This window comes from Jiangella ureilytica (genome assembly GCF_004348545.1).
In the GTDB taxonomy this organism is placed as follows: domain Bacteria; phylum Actinomycetota; class Actinomycetes; order Jiangellales; family Jiangellaceae; genus Jiangella; species Jiangella ureilytica.
Map to the genome: position 1 here is coordinate 1 of NZ_SMKL01000107.1, position 14,203 is coordinate 14,203.

The 14,203-nt window shown below is 73.4% G+C and carries 14 protein-coding genes; 5 read left to right on the plus strand and 9 right to left on the minus strand.

Annotated elements, in window-relative coordinates:
• Nucleotides 1–121: 121 nt before the first annotated feature.
• Genes E1212_RS27495 through E1212_RS27515 form a run of 5 tightly spaced genes read left to right on the plus strand, consistent with a single transcriptional unit; the run spans nucleotide 122 to nucleotide 5,619 of the window.
• Nucleotides 122–1,171 carry an ABC transporter ATP-binding protein gene (locus E1212_RS27495; protein WP_131988475.1) on the plus strand — a complete coding sequence of 350 codons (1,050 nt, stop codon included), beginning with the start codon at nucleotides 122–124 and terminating at the stop codon, nucleotides 1,169–1,171.
• Nucleotides 1,168–2,775 (plus strand): N-acyl-D-amino-acid deacylase family protein, encoded by a 1,608-nt coding sequence (locus E1212_RS27500; RefSeq protein WP_162605657.1) that lies wholly within the window; start codon nucleotides 1,168–1,170, stop codon nucleotides 2,773–2,775. Before E1212_RS27495 ends, E1212_RS27500 begins: the two co-directional genes overlap by 4 nt.
• Nucleotides 2,772–3,632, plus strand: a complete 861-nt coding sequence (locus tag E1212_RS27505) for an IclR family transcriptional regulator (RefSeq protein WP_131988479.1) — start codon at nucleotides 2,772–2,774, stop codon at nucleotides 3,630–3,632. Before E1212_RS27500 ends, E1212_RS27505 begins: the two co-directional genes overlap by 4 nt.
• 8 nt (nucleotides 3,633–3,640) lie before the next feature.
• A complete protein-coding gene (locus E1212_RS27510) occupies nucleotides 3,641–4,471 on the plus strand; it encodes an amidohydrolase family protein (protein WP_131988481.1) in 831 nt (276 codons plus the stop codon).
• Nucleotides 4,468–5,619: a zinc-binding dehydrogenase gene (locus E1212_RS27515; protein ID WP_238992512.1), complete on the plus strand. Its 1,152-nt coding sequence runs from the start codon at nucleotides 4,468–4,470 to the stop codon at nucleotides 5,617–5,619. Before E1212_RS27510 ends, E1212_RS27515 begins: the two co-directional genes overlap by 4 nt.
• 82 nt (nucleotides 5,620–5,701) lie before the next feature.
• On the opposite strand, the gene E1212_RS27520 is transcribed toward E1212_RS27515, so the two are convergent.
• The 9 genes from E1212_RS27520 to E1212_RS27560 all read right to left on the minus strand — a co-directional run bounded on the left by E1212_RS27520 (nucleotide 5,702) and on the right by E1212_RS27560 (nucleotide 13,334).
• Nucleotides 5,702–6,184, minus strand: a complete 483-nt coding sequence (locus E1212_RS27520) for a VOC family protein (protein WP_131988482.1) — start codon at nucleotides 6,182–6,184, stop codon at nucleotides 5,702–5,704.
• Between the two features lie 79 nt (nucleotides 6,185–6,263).
• On the minus strand, nucleotides 6,264–6,641 hold the full coding sequence (locus E1212_RS27525) for a DNA polymerase ligase N-terminal domain-containing protein (RefSeq protein WP_131988484.1): 378 nt from the start codon (nucleotides 6,639–6,641) through the stop codon (nucleotides 6,264–6,266).
• Between the two features lie 128 nt (nucleotides 6,642–6,769).
• On the minus strand, nucleotides 6,770–7,963 hold the full coding sequence (locus tag E1212_RS27530) for an ABC transporter permease (protein ID WP_131988486.1): 1,194 nt from the start codon (nucleotides 7,961–7,963) through the stop codon (nucleotides 6,770–6,772).
• Nucleotides 7,960–8,667, minus strand: coding sequence for an ABC transporter ATP-binding protein (locus E1212_RS27535; RefSeq protein WP_131988488.1), 708 nt, complete (start codon nucleotides 8,665–8,667; stop codon nucleotides 7,960–7,962). Before E1212_RS27535 ends, E1212_RS27530 begins: the two co-directional genes overlap by 4 nt.
• Entirely contained in the window at nucleotides 8,664–9,872 is a 1,209-nt protein-coding gene (locus tag E1212_RS27540; protein WP_131988490.1) for an efflux RND transporter periplasmic adaptor subunit, read from the minus strand. The genes E1212_RS27535 and E1212_RS27540 overlap by 4 nt, the downstream gene beginning before the upstream one ends.
• Nucleotides 9,869–10,474, minus strand: a complete 606-nt coding sequence (locus E1212_RS27545) for a hypothetical protein (RefSeq protein WP_131988492.1) — start codon at nucleotides 10,472–10,474, stop codon at nucleotides 9,869–9,871. Before E1212_RS27545 ends, E1212_RS27540 begins: the two co-directional genes overlap by 4 nt.
• Nucleotides 10,475–10,550: 76 nt before the next feature.
• On the minus strand, nucleotides 10,551–11,951 hold the full coding sequence (locus E1212_RS27550) for a HAMP domain-containing sensor histidine kinase (RefSeq protein WP_131988494.1): 1,401 nt from the start codon (nucleotides 11,949–11,951) through the stop codon (nucleotides 10,551–10,553).
• Nucleotides 11,948–12,628 carry a response regulator transcription factor gene (locus tag E1212_RS27555; RefSeq protein WP_131988496.1) on the minus strand — a complete coding sequence of 227 codons (681 nt, stop codon included), beginning with the start codon at nucleotides 12,626–12,628 and terminating at the stop codon, nucleotides 11,948–11,950. Before E1212_RS27555 ends, E1212_RS27550 begins: the two co-directional genes overlap by 4 nt.
• 55 nt (nucleotides 12,629–12,683) lie before the next feature.
• On the minus strand, nucleotides 12,684–13,334 hold the full coding sequence (locus E1212_RS27560; protein ID WP_131988498.1) for a DUF4389 domain-containing protein: 651 nt from the start codon (nucleotides 13,332–13,334) through the stop codon (nucleotides 12,684–12,686).
• Between the last annotated feature and the right edge of the window lie 869 nt (nucleotides 13,335–14,203).

Here is a 14,203-nt window from a genome sequence, read left to right on the forward strand (position 1 = left end):
CGCCGGTGTCAAGGCCACGCCCTACCGGTGGCCTGCGCCCAGCCCTGACACCGACTGCGGGCCGCTCCCTCGAGCACCTACCGGGAGCAGACCTGAAGAACCCCTATGAAGGTAGGACCCGATGACCGTCGAGACGGCGGCTGCCGACCGGCTTGCGAACCTGGGCGAGGAGGTCCTGCGCGTCGAGGACCTCACGATGCACTTCCCGATCCGCGGCGGCGTGTTCCGCCGCGAGGTCGGCGCCGTCCGCGCGGTCGACGGCGTCTCGTTCGCCATCGCCCAGGGCGAGACGCTGAGCCTGGTCGGCGAGTCCGGCTGCGGCAAGTCGACCACCGGGCGCATGGTCGTGCGGCTGCTCGAGCCGACGTCGGGGCGCATCCTCTACAGCGGCCTGGACCTGGCGACCATGACCGAGGACGAGCTGCGGCCGTGGCGCAGCAAGACCCAGATCGTCTTCCAGGACCCGTACGCGTCGCTGTCGCCGCGCATGACGGTGCACGACATCATCGCCGAGCCGCTGCGGGTGCAGGGCCGGTACCGGCAGGGCGGAGCGGACCGGGTGTCCGAGTTGCTCGATCTCGTCGGCCTGCAGCCCGAGCACGCCAACCGCTACGCACACGAGTTCTCCGGTGGCCAGCGCCAGCGCATCGGCATCGCCCGCGCGCTCGCGCTCGACCCGGAGCTGCTGGTGCTGGACGAGCCGGTCAGCGCGCTGGACGTGTCGATCCAGGCGCAGGTGGTGAACAAGCTGCGCGAGTTGCAGCAGCGGCTGGGCCTGGCGTACCTGTTCATCTCGCACGACCTCTCCATCGTGCGGCACGTGTCGCACCGGATCGCCGTCATGTACCTCGGCGTCATCGTCGAGACCGGCACCCGCGACGAGATCTTCACCACGCCGACCCATCCGTACACACAGGCGCTGCTGTCGGCCGTGCCGGTGCCGGACCCGCGGCTGCGCGGCGCCCGCGAGCGCATCACGCTGACCGGCGACGTGCCCAACCCGGCCAATCCGCCGTCGGGCTGCCGGTTCCGGACCCGCTGCTGGAAGGCGCAGGCCAAGTGCGCCGAGGAGGTGCCACTGCTCGAGGACCGCCTGGGCACCGGCCACCCCAGCGCCTGCCACTTCCCGGAGCTGCTGAACGTGCTGCCTGCCTCAGGAGCCGCGTCGTGACGTTGCAGTTGCTGATCACCGGCGGGACGGTCGTCGACGGCACGGGTGCCGACGGCGTCCGGGCCGATGTCGCCGTGGCCGACGGCGTCATCGTGGCGGTCGGCGGGGTGGCCGCGCAGACCGAGGCCGCGCGGACCCTCGACGCCACCGGGAAGATCGTCTGCCCGGGCTTCGTCGACCTGCACACGCACTCCGACCTCACGCTGCTGTCCGCCCCGGAGGCCCGCAGCGCCGTCCACCAGGGCGTCACGACGACGGTGATCGGCAACTGCGGGCTCGGCGTCGCGCCGCTGCCGGCCGGGGCGGACGTCGCGAGCGTACGGGCCGCCGTCGGCTACCTCGACCTGGACCCGTCCGTCGAGTGGGCCTGGGAGTCGTGGTCGGAGTATGCCGACGCGCTCGCCGCCGCCCGGCCGAGCGTCAACGTCGCCGGCCTGGTCGGGCACCTGCCGCTGCATGCCGGCATCGTCGGGTTCGACGACCGCCCGGCGTCGGAGCGTGAGCTGGCGGCCATGGCGTACCTGCTGGCCGACGCGCTCGACGCGGGCGCCGCCGGGCTCTCGACCGGGCTGATGTACGCGCCGCTGACGTTCGCCGGCCGGGCCGAGCTGGTCGCGCTGGCCGAGGTGGTGGCCGACCACGACGCCCTGTTCGCCTGGCACCTGCGCGACTACGCCGACGACGGGCTGGCCGCCGTCCAGGAGGCGCTCGACGTCGCCGCCGCCACCGGGGTGCGCACGCAGCTCTCGCACCTGACCACCGTCGGCCGGCGCAACTGGGGCAACGTCGCGAAGGCGCTCGAGCTGATCGACGCCGCCCGCGACGAGGGCCTCGACGTCGCCGTCGACATGTACCCGTACCTCGCCGGGAACGCGCCGCTGTCGCAGCGGCTGCCCGCGTGGGCGCAGGCCGGCGGCGAGGCCGCGATGCGCGAGCGGCTCGCCGACCCCGCCGTGGTCGCGCGGATCCGTGCGGCCTGGGCCGGCGAGGCGGTCGGCTGGGACGAGATCACCGTCAACTCCGTCCCCGGAGCGCCCGAGGTCGTCGGCCGGACGGTGACGCAGCTGGCCGACGAGCGCGGCACGGACGCCGACACCGTCGCCGTCGACCTCCTCGCCCGGTTCGGCAACGCGGTCTCGATGGTGGCGGGCGGGCGCGACGGCGGCGACCTGCGCGCCGTCCTGTCGCATCCCGCGTCCGTCATCGGCTCCGACGGGCAGGCGCTGGACCTCACCGGTCCGACGGCGCAGGGCAGCCCGCACCCGCGCTCGTACGGCACCTACGCGCGGCTGCTCTCCGAGTACGTCGCCGACGGCACGCTCACCCTGGCCGAGGCGATCCGCAAGTGCACGTCGGGTGCGGCGCACCGGGCGGGTATCACCGATCGTGGGACCATCACCGCAGGGCAGGCCGCGGACATCGTGATTCTCGACGTCGGCCGGCTCGCCGATCGCGCCACGTTCGCCGATCCCCGGCGCTACCCCGCCGGCGTCGACACCGTGATCGTCAACGGCGAGCCGACCGCCGGCCAGGGGGACCACACCGGCGCGCGGGCCGGACACGTACTCAGAGCAGGGACGAGGGACAAGGGGCAGCGATCATGAGACCCGTCACGAGAACGACCCGGCGCACGTCGGTCGACGACGACCGGCCGGCGTCGGCCAACTACCACGCGAACGCGCTGGCGCGCGGGCTCGCGCTGCTGGAACTGCTGTCCACGGGCGCCGACCCGCTGACGCTGGTGGACATCAGCGAGGCGACCGGGCTGCCGAAGAGCACGCTGGTCCGGCTGCTCGCGGTGCTGGCCGAGATGGAGTACATCGTCCGCGTCGACGATCGACCGTCGTACCGGCTGGGACACAAGGTGCTGCGGCTGTCGAACGCGTACATGTCCTCGCTGGACCTGTCCGTCGTGGCCGACCGGTACCTCGCGCCGCTCGCCGTGCGCACCGGGCAGACGGCGAACCTCGGCATGCTCGACGGCGAGCAGGTCATCCACGTCGGCGTGCACGAGCCGGACCGGCCGATCCGGTTCCGCGCCAGCCCCGGCGTCCGCGACCACGGCTACTGCACCGGCCTCGGCAAGATGCTGCTGTCGCGGCTGCCCGCCGACCGGCTGGCCGAGCACGTCCCGCCGGACCCGTTCACCAAGTTCACCGACGACACCATCACCACGCTCGACGAGCTCGCCCGCGAGCTGCGCCTCGTCGAGCGGCGCGGCTACGCGTTCGACGACAACGAGCGCAGCGTCGGCCTGCGCTGCGTCGCGGTCCCGGTCGAGGTCGACGGCGAGTGCCTGGCGGCGGTCAGCGTCTCCGGCCCGTCCGGCGAGTTCGGCCCCGACCGCCAGCAGTTCTACCTCGAGCGGCTGCGGGAGACGGCGGCCGAGCTGGCCGGCGACCCCGACACCGCGGCCGCCATGCGCATCGTCCACAGTTCCCTGCGTCCCGCCCAGAGTTAGGAAGGCCGATGTTCGACGTCCACACGCACTGCCACCAGCCCGAGCACTGGGGCCCGGAGTGGCGGGCCCACTGGGCGCCCGTGTACGGCCAGGAGGAGGCGCACGCCTTCACGCCCGAGGAGTACGACGAGGCGATGAAGGGCGTCTCCGTGGCCTGCGTCTTCGGGCTGCGGGCGACGGCGGCCGGGGTGGCGACGCCGAACGAGTACGTCGAGTGGTTCTGCAAGAACACCAGCACGAACACCATCGGGTTCATGGCGCTGGACCCGACCGACGACGACGTGCTGGAGCAGATGGCCGACGGTGTGGCGCGCGGGCTGCGCGGCATCAAGCTGTACCCCGTCCTGTCGCTCTTCGACGCGCGCGACTCGCGGTTCGATGCCTTCTACGAGGCGGCGACGTCGTACGGGCTGGTCATCCTGTGGCACATGGGGGCGACCCCCAGCCCGGCCGGCTCGCTCCTGGTCAGCCAGCCGCTCGTGGTCGACGAGGTCGCCCGCCGGCACCCGGACCTCACCATGGTCATGGCGCACATGGGCCACCCCTGGCAGCGCGAGGCGATGGTCGTGTGCCGCAAGAACCGGCGGGTCTTCACCGACGTGTCCGCCTCGTGGGCGCGGCCGTTCGACGGGTACCACGCGCTGGTCCGCGCCCAGGAGTGGGGGGTCGTCGACAAGCTGCTGTTCGGCTCGGACTTCCCGATCTGGACGCCGGCCCAGGCGGTGGCCGGGCTGCGCGAGATCGCCGCGATGCGCCCGCCGACGCTGCCGTACGTGCTGCCGTCGACGCTGGAGTGGTTGCTCGACGGCGATCCGCGCGAGGCGCTGGGGCTGCTGTGAGCGCGTCCTCTGTGCAGACGCGGGCGGCGGTGCTCTGGCGGCTGGGCGACGCGCCGCCGTACGCCGGTGGCGACGCGCTGACGGTGGAGTCCCTGACGCTGGCGCCGCCCGGCGCCGGTGAGCTGCTCGTGCGTGTCGAGGCGGCCGGGCTCTGCCATTCCGATCTCTCCGTCATCAACGGCAGCCGGCCGCGGCCGACGCCGATGGTGCTGGGGCACGAGGCCGCCGGCGTGGTCGAGGCCGTCGGCGCCGGCGTCATCGACGTCGCGCCCGGCGACCACGTCGTCATGACGTTCGTGCCGTCCTGCGGTCACTGCACCGAGTGCGCCGCCGGCCGGCCCGCCATGTGCACCGTCGGCGCGGCCGCCAACGGCGCCGGGCGGCTGGTGGCCGGCGGCACCCGCTTCGGCCGTTCCGGCGTGGAGTTCGCCCACCACCTGGGCGTGTCGGCGTTCGCCGAGCGGACCGTGGTCTCGCGCGGCTCGGTGGTCGTGGTGCCGGCGTCCGTCCCGTTCGACGTGGCCGCGATGCTCGGATGCGCGGTGCTCACCGGCTTCGGCGCTGCCGTCAACACCGCGGGCGTGCGGCCGGGGGAGTCGGTGGTCGTGTTCGGGCTGGGCGGCGTGGGACTGTCCGCGGTCATGGGCGCCGCCCTGGCCGGCGCGCACCCCGTCGTCGCGGTCGACACCGTGTCGTCGAAACTGGAGCTGGCGCGCTCGCTGGGCGCGACGGCGGTCGTGAACGCCGGCCCCGGCGTCGATGTGGTCGAGGCCGTCCGCTCCGCCACCGAGGGCGGCGCCGATCACGCGCTCGAGTGCGTGGGCAGCGCCGCGGTGCTCGAGACGGCGTTCGCCGTGACCGCCCGCGGCGGCTGCACGGTCGGCGTCGGCCTCCCCGACCCCTCCCACCGCAGCTCGCTCCCCGCCGTCACGCTGACCGGCGAGGGCCGGGTGCTGCGCGGCTCCTACATGGGTTCGGCCGCACCCGCGCGCGACATCCCGCGGCTCGTCCGGCTCTGGGAGGCCGGCAAGCTGCCCATCGAGCAGCTCCGCACCGGTGTCATCGGCTTCGACGGCCTGGCCGGCGCCTTCGACGAGCTCGCGGCGGGCCGCGCCGTCCGCCAACTGCTCCGCCCTTCGGCCGCCTAAGGCGTGTGGTTGAGGGATTCGTGTCGCCCTGGCGACACGAATCCCTCAACCATGTCGAGCGGCGCTGGCAGGAGAGGGTCGGTCAGGCACGGCCCTCGTAGGCGGCCGTCAGGGCGGGGAGGTCGAGCTTCACCATCCGGAGCATCGCCGCGGCGGTGCGGCCGGCCTTCTCGGGGTCCGGGTCGGAGAGGTACTGCAGGAGCTGCACCGGCGTCACCTGCCACGAGACGCCGAAGCGGTCCTTCAGCCAGCCGCATTGGGTGGCCTTGCCGCCGCCGGCCAGCAGCGCGTCCCAGTACCGGTCGATCTCCTCCTGCGTCTCGCACTTCACGAACAGCGAGATGGCGTCGTTGAACTGGTCGTGCGGGCCGCCGTTGAGGGCCATGAACTCCTGCCCGGCCAGCTCGAACGTGGCCGACTGCAGCGTGCCGGCGGGGAACGGGCCGCCCTCGCCGTAGCGGCTGACCGACGTGACGCGGGCGTCGTCGAAGACGGAGGTGTAGAGGGTCAGCGCCTCCTCGGCGTTGTCGTCGAACCACAGGAACGGCGTGATCTTCTGGCTCATGATGTGTCCTTCGCTCTGGCGCCGGCCTCCCCGGCGGTTCGTCAGTGGGTCGGAGCGGCCGGGCGCTTCTCGACAACCCTCACGAGGATTCTTCACCGGACGCCGGCTGATCGAGCGTCCGGCGCAGCAACCAGTCCGTGCTGGTGCGGATCAGCGCGTAGCGCGCGGCGCCGTCGCGGCCGTGCAGGGTGAAGAGCATGCGCCGCTCGGTGCGGTCGTGCTCCTCCCACCAGCCGGTGTCGGCGACGGACTTGTCCGCGTCCTCGTAGCCGAGGTGGTCGAGGTCGTGATCGGGCACCTCGACGGCGAGCCGGTTCTCGCCCGGCTCGCGCGGCAGGCCGCGGGGAACGGCCCACGAGCGCAGGACGCCGTCCTCCTCCAGTCGCAGGTCGAAATGGTGGCGGGGCCGGCGGTGCTCGTGCAGCACGAACGCCGGCCGGCCCCTGTCACCATCCACGCAGCAGTCGTACCCCGAACCTCAGCCGATGACGCGACGACACCCGCGAAGCCCGGGTCGGTGGTGTCGACGGACGCGCCGCCCGCGTCTCCCGGACGGTGGCCACCACACCGACTCACGCACACCCCTCACACCGTCGACAGCGCCGCCGTCGGGGGCATCCGGGCCGCGCGGGCGGCGGGGTAGGCGCCCGCCAGCGCCCCGACGACCATGGTGGCGCCCGCGGCGCCGGCCAGTACCCACACCGGCAGCGCGAAGGGCCAGTCGCGGCTGGTGGCGAACGCCGCCGTGGCCGCACCGCCCAGGACCGCCCCGCCGACTCCGCCCAACGCGGCCAGCAGCACCGACTCGCCGAGGAACTGCCGCCGGATGTGCGCCCGCGTGGCCCCGAGCGCCCGGCGTAGCCCCACCTCGGACCGCCGCTCCAGCACCGCGATGACCATCGTGTTGGCCACGCCGATGCCGCCGACCAGCAGTGCCACCCCGCCGAGCGCCAGCAGCAGCGTCGTCAGCGTCTCGTCCGTCGCCGCCTGTGCCGCCAAAGCGTCCGACGGCCGGCTGACGGCGACCTCCTCCGGCGTCGCGGGGTCGACGGTCGACGGCAGCAGTGCGCGGACGTCGTCGATCGCGGCCTCGTCGACGCGCTGGTAGATGGTGGTCGGCGAGCCGTCGAAGTCCAGTAGCGACGCCGCGACCGGCCAGCCGATCAGCGCCGACGAGTCCAGCTCCGGAGCGAGCGGCACCGGATCGAGCACGCCGGCGACGGTGAACCACTCGCCGCCGAGCCAGACCTGCACATCGCCGTCGGTCCGCGCGACGCCGAGCAGGTCCGCCGCGTCCGCGCCCAGGACGACCACCGGGAACGCGCCCAGCGCATCGTCCAGCCACCTGCCCGACGCGACTGTGGCACCGACGGTGTCGAGCAGGTCGGTCCGGGCGGCGCTGACGGCGATCGCGTTGGTCTGGTTCGGGTCGATCTCGTCGGTGCGGTAGACGGCGGTGTCCGGGACGACGCCGACCGCGCTGACGGCGCCGACGTCGTCGAGCCGGGCGACCATGTCGACGCTCTCCGGCGGCAGCGACGCCTCGCCGACGAAGGACTGGCCGGGCGCGACGGTGAGCAGGTTCGTCCCGAGACTGCGCAGCTGCTGGTGCACCTGCTCGCGGCTGGACGCCGAGATGCCGACGACCGCGACCATCGCGGCGATGCCGACGGCGATGCCCAGCGCGGACAGGACGGCGCGCAGCGGGCGGGCGCGCAGCCCCGAGAACGCCACCCGGACGGTGTCGCGCGGGCGCAGCCGCGACCGCGGCGCACTCACGACCGCTCCAGGGAGTACTCGTCGGACTCGATGCGCCCGTCCAGGATGTGCACCTGCCGCGGCAGCTCGGCGGCCACCCCGTGGTCGTGGGTGATGACGATGACGGTGGTGCCGCCGTCGTGCAGCTCGTGCAGCAGCTTGAGCACCGCCGCGCCGGACGCGGAGTCCAGTGCGCCGGTCGGCTCGTCGGCCAGCAGGAACGACGGCCGGCCGACCAGCGCCCGCGCGACGGCCACCCGCTGCCGCTGGCCGCCGGACAGCTCGTTCGGGCGGTGGTGCGTGCGGTCGGCCAGCCCGACCCGGGCCAGCGTCCGGGCCGCTCGGCGCCGCCGTTCCCGCGGCGACATGCCCGTGTAGAGCAGACCGTCGGCGACGTTGTCCAGAGCGGTGACGCCGGGGGAGAGGAAGAACTGCTGGAAGACGAAGCCGATGCGGTGCGCCCGCAGCGCCGACAGCTGCCGGTCGCTGAGCGAGCCGACGTCCTGGCCGTCGATGCGCACCTCGCCGGCATCGGCGCGGTCCAGCGTGCCGAGGATGTTCAGCAGCGTGGACTTGCCCGACCCCGACGGCCCCACGATCGCGACCAGCTCGCCGGCCGCGACCGTGAGGCTGACGCCGTCGAGCGCGCGAACGGGAGGCCGGCCGGGGTAGCGGCGGTGCACGTCGCGCAGCCGGACCACCGGCTGCGCCGTCGACACGGTCATCGCCCGGCCACCCCCACGACGTCGCCCTCGGCGATGCCGTCGCCGGTCACCTCGACCCGTCCGTCGGCGAACAGCCCCGGCTCGACCGGGACCACCGAGGTCGTGCCGCCGGGGCCGACCAGCTCCAGCCCGTAGCCGCCGCCGGCCAGCGCCAGCAGCGCCGTCACCGGGACCACGAGCACGTCGGCGCGCTCGCCGACCGGCAGCACCACGTCGACCGGCGATCCGGCGAGCGCCGCGTCGACCGGTGCGGCCAGCGTCACCTCGACCTCGACGACGGCGTCCTCGGCACTCGCCGCCTCCTCGTCCGCCGCCGCGCCGGCCGCGCCGCTCCCGCCACTCGCCGGTGGCGCCTCGGCCACGGTGGCCGCCGTGACCGTCCCGGCCGCCTCGGCGCCGTCGGGCAGCACCACGGTGACGGCGGTGCCGACGGCGAGCAGGTCGCGGTCGGCGACGTCGACCTCGAGGGTGGCGACCTGGTCGGTCCCGGTGACGTCGAGCACGGGCGTGCCCGGGGTGACCGGTGTCCCGACCTCGGCGTACACGGTCCCGACCCGGCCGCCCTCAGGGAGGAAGGCCACGTCGCCGCGGCCCACCCGGCCGGTCTCGTCGCGGCCGAGGTCCTCCTGCCACTCCTCGACCGCCTCGGCGGTGTTGTCGGTGTACTCGTCGTCGGCGGTGAACCCGGTGTAGCCGAGCGCGGCGAGGTTGGCCTCGAGTTGCTCGACGTCGACCCCGTAGTCGCCGGAACCGAGGTCGCGGTACATCGGGATCACGCCGAGCAGCGCCGTCACCGGCCGTTCGTCCAGGCGGTACAGCTCGGTGCCGCGGGTGACCTCGGTGTCGACGGCGGCGACTCGCGTGACCGTGCCCTGACCGGCCGGGTCGGCGCCCTGACCGGCCGTGCCGGTGTTCTGACCGGCTGTGACGGTGAGAGCGTCACCGTGCCCGAGCGTACCGGACCAGGTCTCGGCGGCCGCGATGGTCTCGCGCGCCACGGTCGCCGTCGCCACCGGCGCCGCCGCCTCGCTCGCGGGCTCGCCGGCGTCCTCCTGGGTGAGGTACCAGGCCGCGCCGCCGGCTCCGGCGACGCCGACGACGCCGAGCGTCAGCCAGAGCAGCCGGGTCCGGGCCCGCCGCGGCCGGTCCAGTTCCGCGTCGATGTCGTCGCGGCCGCGCTCCTGCTGGTCGAGGGTCGCCGTCACTGGCCGCCACCGCCCGCGCGCATCCGGATCGGGGCGCCGTCGAGCAGCGGCTGGCACGTGCTCATCGCGGTCTGGAACTCCGCCGAGTCCGGGTCGACGCCCTGCGGAACCGACAGCGTGCCGTCGGCCCCCGGGTCGGGCATGTCGATGCCGTTGTCACGCATGCACGAGGTGAACGCCCGCAGGGCCTCCAGCTGGTCGGCGTCCATCTCCGGCGGCTCACCGCCGTTGGGCAGCAGGTGCCGGCACTCTTCGGCGGCGGCCTGCGCGTTCGGGTCGCCCTGGGGGAGCCGCAGTTGCATGCCCGGCTGGCCCGGGTCGGGGTCGGGCAGGTCGACGCCGTGCTCGCGCATGCACTCGTAGAAGTCGAGCTCGGCCTGCTCCGGGTCGACGTCGCTGCGGTCGCCGCCGTCCCCGCCGGTGCCGCCGTCGCTCTCGCTCTCGCCGTCGCCGCTGTCGCCGTCGCCGCTGTCCGCCGCGCCGGTGCCGGCCGCGGACAGGTCGCCGCCGCCGTCGTCCGAGCCGCAGCCGGCGAGCGCGACGGCGAGCACGAGAGCGAGGGCCGGCAGCAGTCCGGTCCTGCGCCGGGTGGATCGGGTCATGATGTCCTCCGTGGACCTGTCGGGTGTCGGTCTTTGCCGTGCACCCGCCACGCTCCCGGCGGTGGATGAGACGTCCTTAGGCCCGGTCTAAGAGCGGGCTGAGAATCGGCAGCTCGAGGGTGAGGACGGCGCCGCCGCCCTTGCGCCGTCCGGCCGTGACGGTGCCCCTGTGCAGCTCCGCGGCCTGCGCGACGATCGCGAGGCCCAGCCCGGAGCCGTGCCGTTCGCGGGCCGCCTGGCCGCGGTAGAACCGGTCGAAGACGCGCGGCAGGTCGGTGTCGGAGATGCCCGGGCCGCGGTCCAGGACGCGGATGCGGGCGCTCCCGCCATGGTCGTCGAGGAGCACGTCGACGGTGCCGCCGGGCGCGCTGACCTGGACGGCGTTACGGATCAGGTTGGCGACGGCGCGCTCCACCATGACCGGTCGGACGACAGCCTCGAACGACCGGCCGGTGACGGCGACGGTGACGGCGGGCGCGGCGCGGCGGGTGCGCGCGACGGCGCGGTCGACCAGCGCGCGGAGATCCGTCTCGAGCGGCGGCTCCGGCTCGGTGCCGCCACGGGCCAGCTCGACGATCTCGGCGACCATCTCCGAGAGCGCGGCCGCCTCCGTCTCGAGGTCGCGCAGCAGGCGGGCGCGGTCCGACGGTGTCAGCGTGCGGCCGGGATGCTGCTCGCTGCGCAGCAGGACGCCGAGGTCGGTGCGCAGCGTGGTCAGCGGGGTGCGCAGCTCGTGGCCGGCGTCCTCCACCAGCTGGCGCTGCTGGGTGCGGGCGTCGTCGAGGGCGGCGAGCATCGCATTGACGGAGCCGGCGAGGCGCGCGACCTCGTGGCGGTCGTTGCCCGGCGGGTCGATGCGGTGCGCCAGGTCCTTCGTCGTCGCGACCTGCTCCGCGGCGTCCACCAGCCGGTCGATGGGCCGCAGCCCGGTGCGCGCGGTCGTCCAGCCGAGCGCCGCGGCCAGCGCGACGCCGGCGCCGGTGATCCCGGCCAGCAGCCAGGCGATCCGGGTCAGCGTCTCGTGCACGTTCCGCAGCGGCTGGACCAGGCGCAGCGCCCCGCCGCGATCCAGCGCCGCCGTCATGACCCGCACGTCCTCGCCGTCGACCACCTCGTTGCGCAGCAGCGGGCTCTCGATCTCGCCGGCCAGCAGGGCCTCCTCCTCGTCGTCGAGGACCAGCTCCTCCGGGCTGTTGCCGGGTGGCAGCCCGGGCTCGACCGACCCGTCCGAGGTGATGGTCTGCACGCCGAGCGGATCGTTGCCGAGGAACAGGGTGAGCCGGTGCCGCGCGCCGGTCGGGACCTCCGCCGCCGTCTGGGCCATCTCCTCGACGTCGGGGACGCGCGAGAGCAGCCGCTGGTCGATCTCGTCGAGCAGGCTGGAGCGGATCAGCAGCCAGGCCGAGACCGACGCCGCGACCACCGCCAGCGCGACCGCCGCCGAGGTGAGGACCGCCAACCTGGCGCGCAGCGTCATGGCTGCACCGCGCGGAGGGTGTAGCCGACGCCGCGGACGGTGTGCAGCATCCGCGGCTCGCCGCCGGCCTCGAGCTTCTTGCGCAGGTAGCCGATGTAGACGTCGAGGGAGTTCGTGGAGCCGTCGAGGTCGCAGCCCCAGACGCCCTCGTAGAGCTGGCCGCGCGTGAGCACCTGACGCGGATGGCGCATGAGCAGCTCGAGTAGGCCGAACTCGGTGCGGGTCAGCGAGATCTCCCGGTCACCGCGGCGCACCTGCCAGGTCCGCGGGTCGAGGCGCAGATCGCCGACCACGAGCGGCGGCTCGTCGCCCGCCACCGTCGTGCGCCGCAGCATCGCGCGGAGCCGGGCCAGCAGCTCCTCGTGCGCGAACGGCTTGACCAGGTAGTCGTCGGCGCCGGCGTCCAGCCCCAGGACCCGGTCACGGACGGCGTCGCGTGCGGTCAGCATGAGGACGGGCGTCAGGTCGCCGTCGCCGCGCAGCCGCCGGCACACCTCGATGCCGTCGAGACGTGGCATCACCACGTCGACCACCAGCACGTCGGGGCGCACGTCGGGGACGCGGCTGAGGGCCTCGACGCCGTCGGCCGCGGTCGTGACGGCGTAGCCCTCGAAGCGCAGCGATCGCGCCAGGGACTCCCGGAGCACCGGCTCGTCGTCGACGACAAGGACGCGCACCCTCGCAAGTGTGAGGGGCGAGGTTAAGAACAGCCTGAGAGGGCCATTCGCGGGATCAGGCCCCGAGTCGGAACGGCGGGTACCTGTCGGTGACCAGGGTGACGGCGTAGCCGGTGACCCGGTTCTGCCAGCGCAGCACGCCTTCGACGTAGTCGAACAGCCCGCGCGGGTACCGGCCGGTGAACAGCACGGCGAACCAGGCGATCAGCACGGCGACGAACGCGCCGATGCCGAGGAAGAACAGCACGATGTAGTGCGGGATGGCCAGGAACCACTTCACCAGCGGCAGGAAGCGGTTGAGCTCCGTGGACACGTCCGGGTACCGGTAGTCCAGGTGGACGGACTGGTGGTCGTCGGTGGAGGGGTAGCGGTCGTTCATGAGCAGCAGGTAGCAGGCCACCCGGGTGATGAAGCGCTGCAGCTCCAGGTTCCAGTCGAACCACCAGCGCGGGTACTTCCGCCGGAACAGGATCAGCAGCAGCGGGCCGAAGAACAGCAGCCCGCCGGCGCCGGCGGCCGCGGCCTCACCCTGCTCGTACGACCACTGCCAGGTGCCCCCTGCGACGCTCCCGAGGACGATCGCGATCGGGATCGCGACGATCAGCCGGAAGAACGTCGTCAGCCGGTCCAGCCGGCGGTCGGGGTAGTCGACGGAGAGCGTGACGGGATAGGCCGGTGGTTCGATCGGCGGGATCTGCTGCTGCATGGCTCACCATCCAGGGTCGGTCGTCGGCCCGCGCTCGCGGGCTCCTTCCCTGGTCTACTCCCGCTCCCGGCCGGCGGAGGCGAATTCGCGAGGTTCGGCTCGATCTCCGTTCGGCGGCCCGGCCGCCGAACGCCGACGCCGTCCAGAAGAACCGGACCACCCAGAGCAGGGTCATGGTCGACAGGCTGGGAGGCCGGTGAGGATCGCCGGCAGCGCCTCCCCCTGTTGCGTGCCCGTGCGTCCAGGTGGCGCGCGCGAGCGCGGCGCGCTCACCTGCGTGAAGACGACAGGGGCGGAGCGGCACGAGGCCGGCTGTCATGGCGGACCACGGCCACGGCCGAGAGGTGAGGACCATCCCCCGGACACCTGACCCCAGCCGGCCGCGCACGGTTCGCCAGGGGTTCACCCCAGAGGCGTGGTCCGCGTCGCCGGAGCGCTGACCGGCCGATTTGACGACGGCGCGCCGATCTTTGTAAGTTCTCCGTCGGCTCGTGAGAGCGCGGGACGCCGCAAGGCGGCCCGGACTCACGAAGTCACCCCGCTGAGCACGAGCCGGATCAACCTACGGGCTTGATCCGGCGAGGACGGTGGGGTAAGCTAACAGGGTTGCCCGGGCGAGGATCGTTCGATCGACAGCCGGCCGAATTCGAGAAAGACACGAATTTGACTCGGCAGACCGGGAAAACCTAAAGTAACACCAGCGCTTCACGGAGATTTCCGAGAGGAAATCAAGTGGATGTGCCCGATTTTTGAGAACTCAACAGTGTGCCTGATGATGTTTTGTTGATGCCAATTGTTTGTGTCCTTGGGCTGGCACCTTTTGTGGTGTTGGTTTGGGGTTCCTTTGGTGATGCAGTCATCTCTTACCG